The organism is Streptomyces sp. NPDC059668 (assembly GCF_042734135.1).
Classification (GTDB): domain Bacteria; phylum Actinomycetota; class Actinomycetes; order Streptomycetales; family Streptomycetaceae; genus Streptomyces.
This window is the reverse complement of the sequence record NZ_JBHWEL010000019.1, coordinates 22,393-41,584: the sequence shown is the minus strand read 5'-3', so window position 1 is coordinate 41,584 and position 19,192 is coordinate 22,393. Positions and strand designations below refer to the sequence as shown.

Sequence of the window (19,192 nt, the reverse complement as noted above, 5' to 3'; positions counted from 1 at the left end):
CGGCGGCATCCGGTCCGGGAGCGGCACCTCACAACAGCCCCTGAGCGGCACCCGGTGCCTGGAGCGGTACCTCGAACCCCTGGAGCGGAGCCTCAGTTCGTGGAGCGGAGCCCGGTCCCGCGGCCTCGCCACAGCAGCACCGCGGCGGCCAGCAGGAGCACACCCGCCCCGCCCGCGACCGGGCCCAACCAGCCGGCGGCCTCGTGGTCGTCCCGGGGTGCGTCGGGGCCCTTGCCGAAGTACTTGCGGCCGTACGCCGCCGCGTGCAGGTCCTCCGGCTTGAGCCGCCCGGCCGCCTGGATGGCGGCCGCGGGGTCGATGAAGCCGAAGCCGCGGGAGTCGTCACGGCCGCCGCTGGGCGCGTTGCGGGCGGTGTCCTCCAGCAGCTTCTTGATCTGTGCCGGGGACAGGCCCGGGTGGGCCGCCTTGACGAGGGCGACCGCGCCGGAGACGAAGGCGGAGGCGGCGCTGGTGCCCCAGCCCTCGTAGTACCGGTCGTCCGGGTCGGCGATGACGACGTCGACGCCGGGGGCGCTGACGGTGGCGTACCAGCGGCGGGTGGAGAACGAGGCGTGGGTGCCGTACCGGTCGACGGCCGCCGCCGCGATCACGCCCGGGTAGGCCGCCGGGTAGGAGATGTGGTCGCCCTTCTCGCCGCCGTTGCCCGCCGAGGCGACCACGACGGCGCCCTTCTTCAGGGCGTACTGGACGGCGGAGTCCTCGGCGGGCTCGGGGTGGGCGGACTTGGAGTCGTCGCCGAGGGAGAGGTTGATGACGTCGGCGCCGTGGTCGGCGGCCCAGCGGATGCCCTCGGCGAGGGCGTTGCCGCGGGTGCTGCGTGCTCTCGTACGGGAGGAGTCGCCGTCCTCGAGGATGACCCGGACGGGGAGGATCTTCGCCTCGGGGGCGATGCCGAGGACGCCGTCCCCTCGGCCCGCGCCGTGTCCGTGGCCCGCGATGATCCCCGCCATGGCGGTGCCGTGCCGGGCCCACGCGCGCTCACCGCGGTGCGCTCCGAAGCCCACCATGTCCTTGCCGGGGAGGATGTTGCCGACCAGGTCCGGGTGCTGGTCGTCGACGCCCGTGTCGAGGACCGCGACGGTGATGCCGTTGCCCTTGGTCGTGCGCCAGGCCTGCTGGGTGTGCATGGCGTCGAGGGCCCACTGCTGGGCCCGTATGCCGTCGGCGTACGCGGTACCGGACGGGAGCAGCGCGAGGGAGGCGGCCAGCAGGACACCGAGGAACGCGGCCCGGCGGGTGGGGGTGCGGGTCATGACGGCTTCTCCGAGGCCGAGCCGACGGTTCTGCGCAGGCTCCGCTCGACGCGGTCGGCGAGGCCCTGCGCGTCGTTGCCGAGGCCCGCCTGGGCCGGGGCCGTCGTCACACCGGGCTTCACGGCGTCCGCGGCGGGCTGCGGAGCGGTGACGATCCGGCCGTCGGCGAACCCGGAGACGGCGTAGACGACGACGGGGGCGTCGGTGAGGACCGACACCGTCCAGGACGCGCGCTGGGCGTCACCGAACCCGGCGGCGACGGTGCCCTTGACGGCGTACGGACGGGGCATCAGATCGGTGCGCCGGTCGAGGCCCTGCTGTTGGAAGCGGGCCTTCAGGGAGGTCATGGTCGCCGCGTCCGCCGTGGTGAACAGCAGCCCCACGGTGGTGACCTGACTGTGCGTCACGTCCGTGTAGGTGGCCCGTAGCAGCCGCAGGCAGCCGGCCGGCGCCAGGACCTGGCGCAGGAGCGGGTCGAAGGCGTCGGCGCAGCCGCTGTCGGGGGCGACGGCGACCCGGGTCCAGGCGCGGTCGGCGCCGCCGGGCCCGGCGCCCTGGCCGTCGACGGTGGGCGGGAAGAGCTGGTCCACGGGCACGCTGTGCCACAGGCCGGCGGCCGCCGTGAACGAGCTGTGCGTGCCGTCCGCGCCCGCACTGTCCCCGGTGAGCCAACTCCCGGTCACCGCACCGCCGATGAGCCCGAGGCCCAGCACGAGGCAGGTCGCGGCCGCGACGAACCTGGGCCGGGTGCGGGCGCGCACGGGGCGCGATCGCGTGGTGGCGTGATCGAGGCGGGCGTAGGTGTCGAAGGTGTCGAAACGGTCGAAGCCGTCGTCGGTCCCGGGTTCCGCGAACGACACGTAGGGGCGTCCGGTGCCCGGGACCCGGCCGGCGGGGGTGGGGAGTCCGGGGTGCGTACCCGCCGGGGTGGGCCGCGGCCGCTCGCTCGTCTCCGTGATCCCGTCGTCGGGTCCACCGGACCGCTGTGGCGGGGCGGTGGGCGGCGTACCGGGCCGACGGGCGGCGGGGGGCGCGTCGGGGAATCGCGCGGAGGCCGGCGGCGGGGGCGGGCTCGTCGGGGCGGTACGGCGGCCGGGGACGCGCGGGTGGGCCGTGTCGCGGTGGGAGGCCGGGGCGTACGGCGGTCCGGGGGTGGGGGTGACGCTCGGCGCGGACGAAGACACGGACGCGGACATGGCCGGGGGAGTCGACGGGGACGGGGACGGGGTCTCCTGGGAGGACCCGGTGGGCCCGGCACTCCCCTTGGACCCGGTGGAGCCCATGGTCGCCGAGGACTCTGCGGGCCCCGCGGACCCCGGGAAGCCTGCGGACGCAGAGGTCTCCGAAGTCTCCGTGGTCTCCTGGCTCACCGTGCTTCCTCTGCTCCCCGCGAAGGGTTTCGTCTCGCGGAAGCGGCGGAAGGGCCGTGCGGACGTACGGGATCCGTCGTCCGTGCGCGGGCCGGTGCCCGTGGAGGCGCCCGGCGTGTGCCTCCCGCGGGAGTCGGGTGCCGCGCCGGCGGCGGAGCCGTGCGGTGCCTGTCCCCGGGGGTCACCGCCGGGGCGCGGGACGGCCGCCGGGGGCGGTTCCTCGGAGCTGGGCAGCGACCAGGGCTCACCGCCGACGGGTTCCGCACCCACGGGTTGCGCCGGGCGGGGTCGCCAAGTGGCCCCCGTGGGCGGGTGATCGGGGCGGGGCGGCACCGTGGTTCCGGTCCCGGGGGACCGCTCGGGCCACGGTGGCGTCGCCGGCCGGGGCGGCATCGTCTCCCCTCCGGTGGGGGAGGTACCGGTTCCGTGCGGGGTCACCGGACGGCCGGGTCCCGCGTCCCCCCGCACGTCGGCCACCCGGGAACGAGGGGGTGTCGCCGGTCGTGGCGGCACGGTGTCCCCCCGCGCCGGGAACTGCTCCGCCCGGGCCGGGGCGGCGTCCGGGTTCCCGGAGGCGCGCCCGGAGCGTTCCGGTCGCGCCGGCCGGAAGAACCCCGCGTCCCCTCGCTCCGGCGACGGTTCCGGGGCGGGCAGGGCGGCGCCCTGGTTCTCGGACGGGTTCCAGGGACGTGTGGGAGGGGCCGGCGGGACGAAGCCCGCCTCCCCCGGTTCCGGCGACCGCTCCGGGCGGGACGGCCCGGCGTTCGCGCTGTCGGGGGCGGGCTCCGGGCGGTTGCGGGGCGTGCGCCGGAAGAACCCCGCGTCACCCTGCTCGGGCGACCGCTCCCTGCCGGGGGCCGGGGTGGCCGACGGGCGGGGTGCCGCGGTGCCGTCGTCGGTGGAGGACCGCGTCTCTCGCTCGGGCACCGTCCCCGCGTCCGTCGCCGTCCCTTCGCGGGACGCCGTCGCTTCGGGGTTCCCGTCCCCCTCGGGGGACCGGCCCGCGGCGGGGGGCTGTGCCGGGCGGGGTGGGACGGCCGGGCTCTGCGGGATGGAGGCGCGACGCGCTTCCGTGCTCATGCACCCCCCGTTTCCTCGTACCCGGGCAACCGATCCGGCCCGGAGTCCGCCGGGCCGTCCACCTGTACGTAGGGGACCACCCCGGCGACTCATCCGTCACCGGACAGGCATACCCGTGCCGACGGACCGTCATCCCGGGCAGGCGCCGCCCGGACAAGGCCGTTCGCCCCTCGTCCGCGTCACTCTACGGGTTGACGTGGGCCGGGAGGGAACCAGTCCGAGACCCCGGGGCATCTGCCCGGAACGTCCCCCTACCCTGCGGTAATCGAGTCTGGCAGGCTTCGGTCATGACTGCCCGCGCCGCAGACCGGGCCCGCTACGACCGGGCCACCGCTCACCTCGACGCCCCTCTCGCGATCGTGGACCTGGAGGCCTTCGACGCGAACGCGGACGACCTCGTCCGCAGGGCCGGCGGAAAGCCGATCCGGGTCGCCAGCAAGTCCGTACGCTGCCGCGCCCTGCTCGAACGCGTCCTGGCCCGGGACGGCTTCGCGGGAATCATGTCCTTCACCCTCGCCGAGTCGATCTGGCTGGCCCGCTCCGGTTTCGACGACGTCCTGCTCGCCTACCCGTCGGTGGACACCGCGGGGTACGCGGAGCTGACCGGCGACCCCAAGCTCGCCGCCGCGGTCACCGTCATGGTCGACGACCCCGCCCAGCTCCGGCTGATCGACGAGTCCCGCCGGGGCGGCACCGAGACCGTGCGGGTCTGCCTGGAACTGGACACCTCGCTCAAGCTGCTCGGCGGGCGGGTCCGGGTCGGGGCGCTGCGCTCGCCGCTGCACTCGGCCGAGCAGGTCGCCGGGATGGCGCGGGCCGTCGCCGGCCGGCCGGGCTTCGAGCTGGTGGGGATCATGGCGTACGAGGGCCACATCGCGGGCGTCGGCGACGCCGTCGCGGGACGGCCCTTCCGGTCGCGGGCCGTCAGGCTCATGCAGGCCACGGCCCGCAAGGAACTCGCGCGGCGGCGCGCCGAGGTCGTCCGCGCGGTACGGGCGGTGGCGCCCGGCCTGGAGTTCGTCAACGGCGGGGGCACCGGCAGCGTGCAGCAGACGGCCGCCGAGGACGCGGTGACCGAGATCGCGGCGGGCTCCGGGCTCTACGTTCCTCGGCTGTTCGACAACTACACGTCCTTCAGCGGCCGTCCCGCCGCGCTCTTCGCGCAGCCGGTCGTGCGCCGTCCCGGCGTCGGTGTGGTCACGGTGCTCGGCGGCGGCTATCCGGCCTCGGGGGCGCCCGGCCCCGACCGTCTCCCGGTGCCCTGCCTTCCGGAGGGGCTGCGGTACGACCCCCAGGAGGGGCCGGGCGAGGTGCAGACCCCGCTGCTCGGCTCCCCCGCGGACGACCTGCTCATCGGTGACAAGGTGTGGTTCCGGCACGCCAAGGCCGGCGAGCTGTGCGAGCGGTTCGAGGCGCTGCACCTGGTGGAGGGCGACGAGGTGACGGCGACCGTCCCGACGTACCGCGGAGAGGGCCGGACGTTCCTCTGAGGCGTGGCCGCTACCGGGAGGGCCCGATACTGCTGCCCACTCCCCCGCCGGTGCCCGCGTCGCCCGTCGCCCGGATCCCCTCGGTGATCCGGTCCATGTCGGCGAGCGGCGGTCCCCCGGCGCCGGCGTCGAAGGCGAAACGGACGACGACGGGCGCCTGGGAGCCCACGCTGGAGGGGAACACCAACGACTCGACGTAGCCGCCCGGCCCCGCCCCGGTCCGGACCCGCCAGCGCACCAGGTACCCGGCGCGGCCCGCGACGGCGACCGAGCCCGCCTTCAGCAGCCGGTGGGACGTGATGCCCCGGTAGGGGCGGCCGCCGACGGGGTCACGGTCGTAGGCGGTCTTCGCGGCGTCGTCGATGTCCTGCTCGGCGAGGGCCTTCGGGGAGCTTTCGGCGTTCGCCGTGACGGTGCGCGAGACGACCCTTCCGCGGCGGCACAGTCCGGGGTCGCCCGGGCAGTCGTACGTTCCGGGGGTGGTCATCACGATGTCGTCCTCGGCGACGTCACGGGGTTCGACCCAGCCCTTGGGCAGCGGCAGCGTGATGCCGTTGAGTTCGTCCACGACGACGGACGGGGCACCCGGGCGTGCCGCGGCGGAGGGGACCGGGGACGGGGACGGCGTCCCCGAAGTCGCGGAGGGGGTGCCCGGCGGCGGTGTGGTGCCTGCCGTGGCGGCGCCCCCCGCGTCGTCGTCCCGGCCGAGGACGAGAACGCCCGTGACGATCGAGGTGACGAGGACGGCTCCGGCGGCGACGAGTGCCGCGGCCCTGGCCCGGCCGGAGCCGCGGCCCGTCGCTTCCGGCGGGGCCAGGGGCACCGGGACGGCCCCGGGCTGCCGCCGGTGGTCGGTCCACGCGGCGCCGTCCCACCAGCGCTCGACGAGCGGGTACGACGGGTCGCGGTACCAGCCGGGCGGGGGCGTCATGCTCATCCCGGCACTCTAGGACGCGCTCCGGACGCCGGTACATGGTGCTCAGTGGACCGAGTCCTTCTGATCGGGTACGACCGAACCGTCGTCCCTCAGGACGGGTTCCCCGCCGCCGTCGGCCGCGTTGTAGGCGTTCGTCGAGCACGGGTACGGCCGCGGCCTGCGCGGCAGCGGCTCGATGAACATGGGGTTGATCAGCCAGCGGCCGTCGGCGTCGTCGTAGGCGCGGCACATGAGTTCACTCTTGTTGCGGTTGAGCACGAGGTGCGCACCGGTGGCGTCCCCGACGAAGGTGACGTCGGTGTCGGCGTCGCCCGCCGCGAGCGCGACGCGGTGCTCCGGGTCCTGCCGCCGCCAGGCCGCGGCGCCGTGGACACCGTAGATCTCCTGGTTGATCCAGCAGCGCTTGCCGTCGATGTAGGGGATGGCCTCGCCCCGGGTCGCCGGTACGCCGCCGCAGCCCTGGTTCCAGGGGGTGATCCGCCCGTGCCGGTCGAGGACGGACCGGATGGCGATGGTGTGCCGTGCGTCGACGCCGACGCCGCGCGACCAGACCTCGGTGACCGGTTCGGAGCCCGCCGAGACGATGTACACGTCGAATCCGGCCCGTCGGAGCGTACGGATCAGGTCACGCTGCTGGGTGTAGTGGCGGACGTACGCCGGGAGGGTGTGCGTGCCCACGGTGCGCGTCGAACCGACGGGCGCGGCCAGGGCCTCGGTACGGGCACGGCGGGCGTAGGAGGTCAGTTCGGCGACGGTGTGCCCGGCGAGGAGCTGGGGCACCCAGGCGTACTGGGGGACGGTGCGCCGGCGGTTCCAGTCCCCGGCGAAGGCGGCGGCCCCGCTCATGGTCCGCCCGCTCTCCCGGATCTCCAGGATCTCGTCGGCGCAGCGGGGGCCGGCCGAGGTGGTGAGGGGGGCGCCCACGGGGGTGGCGGTGTCGCAGGCGGTGGTCAGGGCCCGGTCGGCCGCGTCGGTGAGCCACTGGCTGGTGTCCTTCCAGCGCGCCGGGCGCAGGATCCCGTCGTGCCGCAGGATCCAGCCGAGGGTGGCGTCGGTGACGTCGTTCTTGGTGACCGTGTTGTCCCAGTCGAAGGCGGCGACGGGGGTGTTCGCGCTCCCGGAGCAGGTGCCCCGGGTGTCGATCAGCCGTTGCAGGCGGGCGCGGTTGTCGCCGTACCAGCTCCCCGTGAGCCGTGGGCAGTCGGCGCGGGGCGCGGAGGGTGCGGCGGTCGCGGCCGCCGGGGTGGCGGCCGCGACCAGGGCGCATACGAGAGCGGCACGGACGGATCGGAATCGCATGGGTCGTGCATACACCGCCGTGGTCTACAGGGGCGTGACGTACGCGCCCGAGATCCCTCCGTCCACCAGGAAGTCGGAGGCGTTGACGAAGGAGGAGTCGTCGCTGGCGAGGAAGGCGACCGCCGCGGCGATCTCCTCGGCCTCGGCGAACCTGCCGACCGGGATGTGGACGAGACGGCGCGCGGCGCGCTCGGGGTCCTTGGCGAACAACTCCTGGAGGAGCGGGGTGTTGACCGGTCCGGGGCACAGCGCGTTGACCCGGATGCCTTCACGGGCGAACTGCACGCCGAGCTCGCGGGACATGGCCAGGACGCCGCCCTTGGACGCGGTGTACGAGATCTGTGAGGTCGCCGCGCCCATCCGGGCCACGAAGGACGCCGTGTTGATGATGGAGCCCCTGCCCTGACGGCGCATGTAGGGGATCGCGGCCTTGCAGCACAGGTAGACGGAGGTGAGGTTGACCTCCTGGACGCGCTTCCAGGCCTCCAGGCCGGTGTCCAGGATGGAGTCGTCGTCGGGCGGCGAGATGCCCGCGTTGTTGAAGGCGACGTCGACCGAGCCGTAGGTGTCGTGGGCCGTCCTGAACAGCGCCTCGACCTGCTCGGGGTCGGTGACGTCGACCTTGACGAAGATCCCGCCGACCTCGTCGGCGGCGGCCTTGCCGCGGACCTCGTCGACGTCGCCGCAGACGACGTGGGCGCCCTCGGAGGCGAGCCGGCGGGCGGTCGCGAGTCCGATGCCGCTGCCGGCGCCGGTGATGACGGCGGTCCGGCCGACCAGGCGGCGGCAGACGTTCCCTGCGGTGGCGTCGGTCGCCTCGTTGACTGCGGTGGCTTCGGTCACTGTGCGGGGCCCTCCGTGCTGATGAAGACGTTCTTGGTTTCGGTGAAGGCGGTGAGCGCGTCCGGGCCGAGTTCGCGGCCGATCCCCGACTGCTTGAAACCGCCGAAGGGGGTCCAGTAGCGGACGCTGGAGTGGGAGTTGACGGAGAGGTTGCCGGCCCGGACGGCTCCCGAGACGCGCAGCGCCCGGCCGACGTCACGGGTCCAGACGGAACCGGCGAGGCCGTAGTCGGTGGCGTTGGCGAGCCGGACCGCGTCCGCCTCGTCCTCGAACGGCAGGACCACGGCGACCGGCCCGAAGACCTCCTCGACGGCCACCCGCGCGTCCGGCTCGACGTCCGTGAGGACGGTGGGCGGGAACCAGAAGCCGGGGCCCTCCGGGGCCTTGCCGCGGATACCGGGGAGGCCGGCGGGGACGTACGACCGGACGCGCTCCAGCTGCGCCCGCGAGATCAGCGGGCCCATCTGCGTCGCCTCGTCGGACGGGTCGCCCACGACGACGGACTCGACCGCGGGGGCGAGGAGCCCGAGGAAGCGCTCGTACACGGAGCGCTGGACGAGGATGCGGGTGCGGGCACAGCAGTCCTGGCCGGAGTTGTCGAGGAAGGACATGGGGGCCGCGGCCGCGGCGGCCTCGATGTCGGCGTCGGCGAAGACGATGTTGGGGCTCTTGCCGCCGAGCTCCAGGGTGACGCGCTTGAGGAGGGCCGCACCCTTCGCCAACACCTGTTTGCCCACGCTCGTGGACCCCGTGAAGACGATCTTCGCGACTCCGGGGTGTTCCACCAGCGCGTTGCCCGCGACGGGGCCCGCTCCGGGGAGCACCTGGAGAAGGTGCTCCGGAAGGCCCGCTTCCAGGGCGAGTTCGGCCAGCCGCAGCGCGGTCAGGGGGGTCGTCTCGGCGGGCTTGAGGACGACCGCGTTGCCGGCCGCGAGCGCCGGGGCGGTGCCCCAGGCCGCGATCGGCATCGGGAAGTTCCAGGGCGCGATGACGCCCACGACACCGAGGGGTTCGAGAAGGGTGACGTCGAGTCCGCCCGGCACCGGGATCTGGCGGCCGGTCAGCCGCTCCACTCCCCCGGCCGCGTAGTCGAGCAGATCGCGGACGTTGCCCGCCTCCCAGCGGGCGTTGCCGATGGTGTGCCCGGCCTCACGGACCTCCAGCCGGGCGAGTTCCTCCCGGTGTTCGTCGACGACGACGGCGAACCGGCGCAGCAGCCGGGCCCGCTCGCCGGGCGCCAGCGCGGCCCACCGGAGCTGCGCCCGGGCCGCCCGCTGGACGGCGGCGTCCACGTCGGCCGCGGTGGCGGCCGGGACGGTGGCGACGACCTCCTCGGTGGCCGGGTCGAGCACCTGGAGCTCATGGCCGGCGGGAACTCGGGACTCGTGCGACTCGTGCGACTCGTGCGACAAGAAGGACCTCACATGCGTTCGAAGGAGCGGCGCAGCTCCCAGTCGGTCACCGCGGCGTCGAAGGCCTCCAGCTCGACGCGCGCCATGTTGCGGTAGTGCGCGACCACCTCGTCCCCGAAGGCGGCCCGGGCGATGGGGCTGTTCTCCCAGAGCTCGGCGGCCTCGCGCAGGGTGGTCGGCACCTGCTCGTACGCCGCGCTGTACGCGTTCCCCGCGCACGCCTCGGGCAGTTCGAGCTTGTTCTCGATGCCGTACAGGCCGGCCGCGACGAGTCCGGCGACGGCCAGGTGCGGGTTGACGTCACCGCCGGGCAGGCGGTTCTCGAAGCGCATCGAGCGGCCGTGCCCTACGACGCGCAGGGAGCAGGTGCGGTTGTCGTACCCCCAGGCGACGGCGGTCGGCGCGAAGGAGCCGGGCTGGAAGCGCTTGTACGAGTTGATGTTGGGCGCGTAGAGGAGCGAGAAGTCCCTGAGCGCGGCGAGCTGTCCGGCGAGGAACCGGCGCATGGTCTCGGACATGCCGCCGGGGTCCTGGGCGGTGCCCGCCATCACGTTCGTGCCGTCGGCGTCCGCGAGCGAGAGGTGGATGTGGCAGGAGTTGCCCTCACGCTCGTCGTATTTGGCCATGAAGGTGAGCGAGACGCCCTCCTGGGAGGCGATCTCCTTGGCGCCGGTCTTGTAGACGGCGTGCTGGTCGCAGGTGACGAGGGCCTCGTCGTACTTGAAGGCGATCTCGTGCTGGCCCGGGTTGCACTCGCCCTTGGCGGACTCGACGGTCAGTCCCGCGGCCTGCATCTCGTTGCGGATGCGGCGCAGCAGCGGCTCGATGCGCCCGGTCCCCAGCACCGAGTAGTCGATGTTGTACTGGTTCGCCGGCGTGAGACCCCGGTAGCGCGCGTCCCAGGCCTGCTCGTAGGTGTCCTTGAAGACGATGAACTCGAGTTCGGTGCCGACCTGGGCGGTCAGGCCCCGTTCGGCGAGCCGGTCGAGCTGGCGGCGCAGGATCTGGCGGGGGGCCGCCACGACCGGCGAACCGTCGTTCCAGGCGAGGTCGGCGATGAGCAGGGCGGTGCCCGCGTTCCAGGGGACGCGGCGCAGGGTGGCGGGGTCGGGGTGCATGGCGAAGTCGCCGTAGCCCCGTTCCCACGAGGACATCGCGTAGCCGTCGACGGTGTTCATCTCGGTGTCGACGGCGAGGAGGTAGTTGCAGCCCTCGGTGCCGTGTTCGAGGACCTCGTCCAGGAAGAAGCGTGCGGCGAACCGCTTCCCCTGGAGGCGTCCCTGCATGTCGGGGAAGGCCAGGACGACGGTGTCGATCTCGCCGTCCGCGACGAGGACGCGCAGTTCCTCGACGGCGAGCGGGGGTGTGCGGTCTGCCACCGGAAAAGCCTCCTTGGGTCAGCCGAGAGCCATAAGGTATTGCCGAGAACCATTGCTTGGGAAGGGGGCACGACCAGATGACGCAGGCGGGTCCCGACCGTGGTCCGGGGAGCGCGGGGGACGGGCTGGCGCCGGTGCTGCGCCCGGTGCGGGCGGGCAACGGTTTCGAGGAGGCGCTGGAGCAGATCCTCCAGGTGGTACGGCTCGGCCTGGTGCCGGCCGGGGAGCGGCTGCCCGCCGAACGGGAGCTGGCGGAGCGGCTCGGGATCAGCCGGGTGACCCTGCGCGAGGTGCTGAAGGTGCTCCAGGACCAGGGCCTGGTCGAGTCACGGCGCGGCCGGTACGGCGGCACGTTCGTACGGCCGAAGGAGACCGCGCCCGGCCAGGACGAACTGCGGCGCCGGATCGCCGGGGCCGACATCGAGGACGTCCTGCGCTTCCGGGAGGTGCTGGAGGTGGGCGCGGCCGGGCTGTGCGCCGCGCACGGCCTCGACGACGACCGGGCCGGCCGGCTGCGCGAGGCGCTCGCCCGCACCCGTGACGCGCCGCTCGCCGACTACCGCCGGCTGGACACGATGCTCCACCTCACCCTCGCGGAGCTGGCCGGCTCTCCGTCCCTGACGGCCCAGTACGCGGCCGTCCGCGCGTCCGTCAACGACCTGCTCGACTGCATCCCGCTCCTGGTACGGAACCTGGAGCACTCCCAGCGCCAGCACACCGCGCTGGTCGAGGCGGTGCTCGACGGGGACGCGGACGGCGCTCGGGAGATGATGCGCGAGCACTGCGCGGGCACGGCCGCGCTGCTGCGGGGCTTCCTGGCGTGATCGACGGATGGCGTCGGCCGCGCCGGCCGCCCGGTGCGGGTGCGAGCATCCACCAAAGGCATGATTCCGTTCCATTGGATCCGAGAGGGAGCGCAGAGTGGGCAGCAGACCGCTGATCGGCGTGAGCACGTATCTGGAGTCCGGGGCACGCTGGGGCGTGTGGGAGCTGGAGGCCGTGCTGCTGCCGGCCGGCTATCCGCGGCTGGTCCAGCGGTCCGGGGGGCTCGCCGCGCTGCTGCCGCCGGACGATCCCTCGCTGGCGGCCTCGGCGGTCGCCCGGCTCGACGCGCTCGTCGTCGCGGGCGGCCCGGACGTCGACCCCGTCCACTACGCCGCGGAACGCTCCCCGCGGACGGGGCCGCCTGCTCCCCGGCGCGACGCCTGGGAACTCGCCCTGATCCGGGCCGCGCTGGACGCCGGAACCCCGCTCCTCGGGATCTGCCGGGGCATGCAGCTCCTGAACGTCGCCCTCGGCGGCACGCTCGTCCAGCACATCGAGGGCCATGTGAAGGACGTCGGGGTCTTCGGCCGGCACGACGTGACACCCGTGCCGGGCACGCGGTACGCGGAGATCGCGCCGGAGTCCTGCGCCGTGCCGACCTACCACCACCAGGCGGTGGACCGTCTCGGCCAGGGCCTGACGGTGTCGGCGCACGCCACGGACGGCACGGTGGAGGCGGTCGAACTCCCCCGCCCCGACTGGGTGCTGGGCGTGCAGTGGCATCCGGAGATGGGTGAGGACCTCCGGGTCGTACAGGCGCTGGTACGAGCCGCGTCCTGAACCGGCGCCGTACGGGCACGGTGGCGCGAGCCGCTTCCTCTCAGCCGAGGTCGTACAGGCGCGCTGGTACGAGCCGCGCCCTGAACCGGCGCCGTACGGGCACGGTGGCGCGAGCCGCTTCCTCCCAGCCGAGGTCGTACGAACAGGGTGATGCGAGCCGCGTCCTGAACCGCCGTCGCACGGCGCGCTGGTGCGAACAACGTCCTTGAACCGGCGTCGTACGAACACGGTGGTGCGAGCCACGTCCTGAACCGCCGTCGCACGGGCGCTGACCCGACCGCCTGAGCCGGCGTCGGGACGGGGACCGTACCGGGCCGCCGCGAGCCGGCGCCTGAGGCCACCGCCGCGGCGGCGCCGCCGCTGGTGCCGGCGCCCGCTGGTGGCCGTGCGCCGGTGCGGCCGTCGGCAGCCGGCGGCCGCGACGCCCTCGTCACCGCCCCCGATCGGCGCGCGGTACCGGCCCCGCGCGCCACCCGCGCCCCCGCGCCATCATCCCTGACCCGCTACACCCCGCGCGTCAGGGTCAGCAGGTCGCGGGCCGGGCCCGTGGGGCGGTGGCCCGTGGGCCAGACCGCCCGCAGGGCCCGGCGGAGCTCGACACCCGAGAGCGGGACACTCACCAGGCGGTGCGTGGAGAGTTCCTCGCCGAGGGCCAGTTCGCTCAGCACGGCGGGGCCCGCGCCGCTCACCGCGGCGGCCTTGACCGCCGTCGTCGAGGACAGCTCGATCAGGGGCCGGGCCAGACCCCCGAGCGCCGCGTCGAGCACCTGGCGGGTGCCCGAGCCCTCCTCCCGCAGGATCAACGGGGTCGCCGCGAGCTCCGGCCCCTCCAGCGGTGCACGGCGCCGCGCCCAGGGGTGCCCCGGCGCCGTCACCACGATCAGCCGGTCGTGCGCGATGACCGCCGAGTCCAGCCCGGCGGGAACCGAGAGCCCCTCGACGAAACCCAGGTCCGCCGCGCCCGTGAGCAGACGTTCGGCGACCGCGGTGGAATTGCCCGCGAGCAGGGAGACGGCCGTGTCCGGACGCTGCCCGCGCAGTGCGATCAGCCAGCCCGGCAGGAGGTATTCGGCGATCGTCATGCTCGCCGCCACCCGCAGCCGCGAGTCGCGCCGGTCCCGCAACGCCTGGGCCCCCGCGTCGAACGCCTCGGCCGCCTCCACGACCCGCCGCGCCCAGTCCGTGACCAGCGCGCCGGCGTCCGTGAGACGCGAACCCCGGGGTGAGCGGTCGACGAGGGCCACACCCAGCTGCCGTTCCATGGAGCGGATCCGGCTGCTGGCCGCGGGCTGGGTGATCCCCACCTCCCGCGCGGCCCGTCCGAGGCTCCCGAGCCGGGCCACCGCGAGCAGCAGCTCCAGCGCTCCGAGATCGGGCACCCGGTGCGCGATCCCGGCCGCGGCCGACTCACCGGCGCCCCGGCCCCTGACCGGCCCGCCGGCCCGCGCCGCACTGCCGTCCGCCGGTTCCTCAGCGCTCACACCCATAAAGCCAGCTTATGCCCCCATAGAACCGCACTCCCTGGTGGGGAACCCGAACCGGCGGGACCGTGGAGTCATGGTCACCGCAGCCCAGCCCGTCGTCCCGCTCACCGCCGCCGGCACCCGGCATACGCGCGCCACCGCCGTCCGCCATCTGGGCCCGAACTGGTACGCCTCGGTCATGGGTACGGCGATCGTGGCCACCGCGGGGGCCGGACTCCCCGGCGCCGTGCCGGGCCTGCGGACCTTCTGCCTCGCCGTCTGGGTACTCTCGGCCGTCCTGCTCATGACCCTGCTCGGTGCCCGTGCCCTGCACTGGACGCACCATCGCGACCAGGCCCGCGCCCACCTCCTCGACCCGGCCGTGGCCCCGTTCTACGGCTGTCTCGCGATGGCCCTGCTGGCGGTGGGCGGCGCCACGCTCATCGTCGGCCGGGACTGGATCGGAACACCCGCCGCGGTCGCCGTGGACGCCGTGCTGTTCGGTGTGGGGACGGTCGCCGCCGTCGCCGCCGCCCTGGCCGTCCCGTACCTGATGATCGTGCACCACCGCATCCGGCCCGAACAGGCCACTCCCGTCTGGCTGCTCCCCCTCGTCGCGCCCATGGTCTCCGCCGCCCTCGGGCCCCTGCTCGTGCCGCACCTCCCGCCCGGCCAGGCCCGTGAGGCCCTGCTCCTCGGCTGCTTCGCGCTCTTCGGACTCAGCCTGCTGGCCACCTTCGTGATGCTGCCGGTGATCCTCGGCCGGCTCCTCACCGGGGGGCCGCTGCCGCTCGCCCTCACCTCCACCCTGTTCCTCGTGCTCGGTCCGCTCGGCCAGTCCACGACCGCCGTCGGCAAGTTCGCCGACTTCGCGCCCGGTGTCGTACCGGCCCCGTACGACCAGGGCTTCGCCCTCCTGGCGGTGCTCTACGGGGTGCCCGTCATGGGGTTCGCGCTGCTGTGGCTCGGGCTGGCGGCCGCGATGGTGGCGCGGGCCCGCCGCCGGGGCATGGGGTTCTCGATGACGTGGTGGGCGTTCACCTTCCCGGTGGGGACCTGCGTCACCGGCGCCGAGTCACTGGCCCGGCACACCGGTCTCCATGCCTTCGACGCCCTCGCCGTTGCCCTGTACGCGCTCCTGGTCGCCGCCTGGACCGTGGCCGCCGTGCACACCCTGCGGGGCGTGATCAGCGGCGCGTTGCTCGCGGCGCCTCGATGAGCGGCTCCCCGGCACGCTCCGGGCGGAGGCGTTCCGGGTGCCGGGCGGAGGGAAGGAGCGGCCTTCCACGCGGCGTGATCGGGAGCCGAGGCGCACCGCACGGCGCGGCAACGCCGCGACCTCGTGGTGCGCGCTGTGACTCCCTGCTCGTATCGTGAAGAGGCAGACAGCGGCAGGGTGAGCAGGAAAATCATGGAAGAACCGGCGGTCGACTACGCGGCGGTGTTCCAGGCGCTTCCCGGAGCGGTGGCGCTGGTGACTCCGCAGCTGATCTTCGCGGACGCCAACCCGGAGTTCCTGCGCCTCCGGGGCCTCCCGCGCGAGCAAGTGGTCGGTCGCTTCCTTCCCGAGGAACTGCTCGACAACGACGCCGCCGAGCCTCTCCTGCTCAAGGTTCTCGCCTCACTGCGCCGGGCCGTGGACACGGGCGAGCGCAGCGTCGTGGCACTGCAGCGCTACGACATGGTGGACCACGAGCAGCCCGGGGTACGGCACGAGCGGTACTTCAACGTGACCAACGTTCCCGTGTTCGGACCTGACGGGCGGATGACGCTGCTGCTCCAGCGGCTGGAGGACGTCACCGAACTCATCCGCGCCCGTGAGGTCGCCCTGACCTTGCAGGAAGCCATGCTGCCCGCTCCTCGCCCGGTCGGCAGGCACCCGGCGGCCGTTCGCTACCGGCCCGCCGCCGAGGCGCTGAACGTGGCCGGCGACTGGTACGACCTGGTCGACCTGCCCGGCGACCGCATCGCCGTGGCCGTCGGTGACGTCGTCGGCCACGGCCTGTACGCGGCCGGCGTCATGGGACAACTGCGCAGCGCCCTCACCGCGGCCTCCCTCGTCCCCGAAGGCCCCGCCCGCGCCCTGGAAGTCCTCGGCCTGTACGCCCGTACCGTCGACGGCGCCGAGAACACCACCGTGGCCACGGCGTTCGTCGACTGGGAGAACCACTCCCTCACCTACAGCTGCGCCGGCCATCCCCCACCGGCGCTCCTGCGCACGGACGGGACCGTCGAGTTCCTGGACCGGGCCACCGACCCGCCCCTGGCCGCCCGTCCTGAACACGGCCCCCGGACCCAGGCCGTCGCGGCCTTCGGCGAGGGCGCCGTCCTCGTGCTGTACACCGACGGTCTGATCGAGCGCCGGGGCGAAGACATCGACAAGGGCCTCACCCGGCTCGCCGACTCGCTGGCCCGTCACCAGGCGGACGACCCGGAGATCCTCGCCGACGCCGTGCTCACCGACCTGATCCCACCCGGTGACGCCACCGACGACACCGCCCTGGTCATCGTGCGGCTGTGAACCCGGCCGGCCGCGTGCGCACGCTCGCCCGCCCGGGCCGAAGGCGGGCGAGCCGCCACCGCCTCCGCGTCCGCCCGCGCGCCGACCTCACGGGGCCGTGGGGGCGCCGTGTCGCATGAGCCGGGCTTCCCGAGCTGAGGGTGCGGCATCGGCCTCGCCCTCACGGTCGACGGCGGACTTCCGCGGTCCCCGCTCGCAGCGCCTCGCCGAGCACCCGCGGCGCCTCCGCCAGCGACGGTCCGTACCAGGTCAGGTGCCGTCCGTCGACGAGGGCACAGGGGACGTCCCCGAAGGCCTCGGGTCCGTCGTCGGCCGTGAAGCGGTACGGCTCGTCGGGCAGCACCACGAGCTCCGGGGCCGCCGCACGGAGCTCGGCGAGAGGAATACGGGGGTATCGGTCCTCGTGTCGCGCGTACACGTTGTCGAAGCCCAGCCGCGCCAGGACGTCCCCGGCGAAGGTGTCGCGGCCGAGGACCATCCAGGGGCGCCGCCAGATCGGCACGATCACGGCCGTCCGGCGCTCCGGGTCGGGCAGCCCGCCCCATGCCGACTCCGCCTCGTCCAGCCAGCGGGGCCGGGTCCGCGCCCCGCACGCGGCCAGCACCCGGTCGAGTTCCCGGAGGGCTCCCGGCACGTCCCGGACCTCCGTGACGAGCACCTCGATCCCCGCCGCGCGCAGGGCGTCGAGGTCCGGGCCGCGGTTCTCCTCCTCGTTGGCCACCACCAGGTCGGGGCCGAGTCCGACGATCCGTTCGACCTGGGGGTTCTTGGTGCCGCCGACACGGACGACGTCCAGGTCCCGCGGATGGCTGCACCAGTCGGTCGCACCGGCCAGGGCGCCGGGGACGGTGACCGCGACGGCCTCGGTGAGCGAGGGCACGAGCGACACGACCCGTGGCGCGCCGCCGCTCGCCGTCCCGGTCACGGGCGCGCACCCCCTGTCGTGATCAGCGGGTGCGAGGTGACCGCGGCGGTCTCGAAGAGGTGACAGGGGGTCCCGGGCATGGCTCCAGTATCGCGGCGGCACCCGGCCCGGACCCGCGGAGGGGTCAGCGCCTGCCGAAGCCGTGGCGCTCCTCCACCGCCTCGATGTGGTCGGCGACCTCGACCACGATCACCCGGGTGTCCGGCACGGTGGCCCGCCACCGGTGGCGCACCCCGCCCGTGAGGTACAGCGTGTCACCGCGCCCCAGACGATGGGCGCGACCCTCGGCCTCGACCTCGACGGCGCCGTCGGCGACGTACATCAACTTGTCGTTGCGGTGCTGGAGTTCGCGGCCCTCCTCGTGGTCGCCGACGAACTCCGTGGCGTGCAGCTGGTGGTGACCGCGCACCAGGGGGCGCGTGCGGGCGTCGGAAGCGCAGTCGGCGCCCTCGTCGGCGCGCACGACATCGACACTGCACGCCGGGTCGGCCGCGGCCAGCAGCTCGACAGCCGTGGTGCCCAGCGCGTCGGCGACCCTCTCCAGGGAACTACGGCTCGGTCTCGCCCGCTCGTTCTCCACCTGGCTGAGGAACGGGACCGACAGGCCGCTGCGTGCGGCCACGACGGCAAGGGTCAGTCCCAGTGACCGGCGCCGCCGCCGGACGGCCGCACCCACCCGAAGGGGTTGTTCTTTGTGGTCGCCCATCGCTCCGGCTCCCTCCCACGCGTCGTCGGTCCACCGCTTCGGTCCACTGCTCAGGTCCACACCCCGGGCCCTTGCCCCTGAAGAGTTGTTTGCACCCTACGCATGTTCGGCAAACCGTTTCATGCGGCCGTCATATCGCTGTCACGTCGCGGGAGGGTCAGGGTCACAATTCGCGCCAACAGCCGAGTCGCCCCGGTTCCCCCGGCACCACGGCCGCCGTCCGGACGAAAGGGCTGACCAGGAGGGCCGGACGACCTCGCCGCGTCCCCCCGGACCGGCGCTGACCCTGCGTCAGGGCCGCCTGCCCGAAGCGGCGTTCCGAGGACGGTACCGGGCATCTCCGTCACCACGCGCCCCCCGGGCTCCGGGCCAGGGACCGGCCGCGGGCGGCGGACCGCGGGAGACCTCAAGTCACCGATCGCTACGCGGAGTTGGCGAACGGTGTCGCACCGTACACGGTCGTGGCCGGTCAGCTCGGCCATGTCGTCGTGCGGGGCGGTGAGACGCGGTGCGCCCTGGGCGCCGCGTGCGGGGTGCGGGGCGCGTCGTGGGAGCGCGCCGCCTTCGGGCCGGCCGGGGTCCAGGGCCGGGGCGGCCGGGGACGGAGACGTGGTTGTCCGGATCCGGTGCGTACGCGTCGACAGACCCGCCCCGGCCGTCCACGGACGACGGCACCGGCGACGAGGGACGGCGAGTCCAGTCGCGCGGAGCCGTGGACGTGGCGACCGCGGCATGGAACCGACCGTCCCCGGGGGCCGCACGGCGGACTGCGGACAGCGCGAGGGGTGGGCCCCGCCGCCCGGGGGGGCGGGGTCGGGCCCCGCCCGCGGGGGCGGGCGCCGCGGGGGGGGTGCGAGCGGCGGGCGGGCGGTGTGGACGTGGGTGGGT

The 19,192-nt window shown here is 74.4% G+C and carries 15 protein-coding genes; 5 read left to right on the top strand and 10 right to left on the bottom strand.

Annotated elements, in window-relative coordinates; genetic code table 11:
* Nucleotides 1-92 precede the first annotated feature (92 nt).
* Nucleotides 93-1,274: a type VII secretion-associated serine protease mycosin gene (gene mycP, locus ACFV2J_RS16435; RefSeq protein ID WP_385439254.1), complete on the bottom strand. Its 1,182-nt coding sequence runs from the start codon at nt 1,272-1,274 to the stop codon at nt 93-95.
* Nucleotides 1,271-2,134, bottom strand: a complete 864-nt coding sequence (locus ACFV2J_RS16430) for a hypothetical protein (protein ID WP_385439252.1) — start codon at nt 2,132-2,134, stop codon at nt 1,271-1,273. Before ACFV2J_RS16430 ends, mycP begins: the two co-directional genes overlap by 4 nt.
* 1,877 nt (nt 2,135-4,011) lie before the next feature.
* Here ACFV2J_RS16430 and ACFV2J_RS16425 point away from each other — a divergent pair.
* Nucleotides 4,012-5,214: an amino acid deaminase/aldolase gene (locus tag ACFV2J_RS16425; protein WP_385094207.1), complete on the top strand. Its 1,203-nt coding sequence runs from the start codon at nt 4,012-4,014 to the stop codon at nt 5,212-5,214.
* 10 nt (nt 5,215-5,224) lie between these two features.
* On the opposite strand, the gene ACFV2J_RS16420 is transcribed toward ACFV2J_RS16425, so the two are convergent.
* The 5 genes from ACFV2J_RS16420 to ACFV2J_RS16400 are packed head-to-tail and all read right to left on the bottom strand — an operon-like array spanning nt 5,225 to nt 11,084.
* On the bottom strand, nt 5,225-6,151 hold the full coding sequence (locus ACFV2J_RS16420) for a DUF2510 domain-containing protein (RefSeq protein ID WP_385439249.1): 927 nt from the start codon (nt 6,149-6,151) through the stop codon (nt 5,225-5,227).
* A 42-nt stretch (nt 6,152-6,193) separates the two neighbouring features.
* Nucleotides 6,194-7,450 carry a haloacid dehalogenase-like hydrolase gene (locus ACFV2J_RS16415; RefSeq protein ID WP_385439246.1) on the bottom strand — a complete coding sequence of 419 codons (1,257 nt, stop codon included), beginning with the start codon at nt 7,448-7,450 and terminating at the stop codon, nt 6,194-6,196.
* A gap of 24 nt (nt 7,451-7,474) precedes the next feature.
* Nucleotides 7,475-8,293, bottom strand: coding sequence for a 3-oxoacyl-ACP reductase (locus tag ACFV2J_RS16410; RefSeq protein ID WP_385095680.1), 819 nt, complete (start codon nt 8,291-8,293; stop codon nt 7,475-7,477).
* Nucleotides 8,290-9,705 carry an aldehyde dehydrogenase family protein gene (locus tag ACFV2J_RS16405; RefSeq protein ID WP_385095677.1) on the bottom strand — a complete coding sequence of 472 codons (1,416 nt, stop codon included), beginning with the start codon at nt 9,703-9,705 and terminating at the stop codon, nt 8,290-8,292. Before ACFV2J_RS16405 ends, ACFV2J_RS16410 begins: the two co-directional genes overlap by 4 nt.
* 8 nt (nt 9,706-9,713) lie before the next feature.
* Nucleotides 9,714-11,084, bottom strand: coding sequence for a glutamine synthetase family protein (locus ACFV2J_RS16400; RefSeq protein WP_385095674.1), 1,371 nt, complete (start codon nt 11,082-11,084; stop codon nt 9,714-9,716).
* Between the two features lie 77 nt (nt 11,085-11,161).
* On the opposite strand from ACFV2J_RS16400, the gene ACFV2J_RS16395 reads away from it, so the two are divergent.
* Complete coding sequence (locus tag ACFV2J_RS16395; protein ID WP_385095671.1) at nt 11,162-11,908, top strand: FadR/GntR family transcriptional regulator; 747 nt, start codon at nt 11,162-11,164, stop codon at nt 11,906-11,908.
* Between the two features lie 97 nt (nt 11,909-12,005).
* Nucleotides 12,006-12,689, top strand: coding sequence for a gamma-glutamyl-gamma-aminobutyrate hydrolase family protein (locus tag ACFV2J_RS16390; RefSeq protein ID WP_385095668.1), 684 nt, complete (start codon nt 12,006-12,008; stop codon nt 12,687-12,689).
* Between the two features lie 503 nt (nt 12,690-13,192).
* Here ACFV2J_RS16390 and ACFV2J_RS16385 read toward each other — a convergent pair.
* Entirely contained in the window at nt 13,193-14,176 is a 984-nt protein-coding gene (locus ACFV2J_RS16385) for a LysR family transcriptional regulator (protein WP_385439240.1), read from the bottom strand.
* A 70-nt stretch (nt 14,177-14,246) separates the two neighbouring features.
* Between ACFV2J_RS16385 and ACFV2J_RS16380 the strand changes: the two genes are divergently transcribed.
* Together ACFV2J_RS16380 and ACFV2J_RS16375 are read left to right on the top strand one after the other, a co-directional pair.
* The gene (locus ACFV2J_RS16380; protein ID WP_385093087.1) at nt 14,247-15,371 is read left to right on the top strand and encodes a TDT family transporter; all 1,125 of its coding nucleotides are present in this window, start codon (nt 14,247-14,249) and stop codon (nt 15,369-15,371) included.
* Between the two features lie 192 nt (nt 15,372-15,563).
* Nucleotides 15,564-16,673: a PP2C family protein-serine/threonine phosphatase gene (locus ACFV2J_RS16375; protein ID WP_385093084.1), complete on the top strand. Its 1,110-nt coding sequence runs from the start codon at nt 15,564-15,566 to the stop codon at nt 16,671-16,673.
* Between the two features lie 160 nt (nt 16,674-16,833).
* Here the strand turns inward: ACFV2J_RS16375 and ACFV2J_RS16370 are convergent, their stop codons facing one another.
* Nucleotides 16,834-17,598 (bottom strand): helical backbone metal receptor, encoded by a 765-nt coding sequence (locus tag ACFV2J_RS16370; protein WP_385093082.1) that lies wholly within the window; start codon nt 17,596-17,598, stop codon nt 16,834-16,836.
* 124 nt (nt 17,599-17,722) lie between these two features.
* A complete protein-coding gene (locus ACFV2J_RS16365; RefSeq protein WP_385093079.1) occupies nt 17,723-18,304 on the bottom strand; it encodes a helix-turn-helix domain-containing protein in 582 nt (193 codons plus the stop codon).
* Nucleotides 18,305-19,192: the final 888 nt, after the last annotated feature.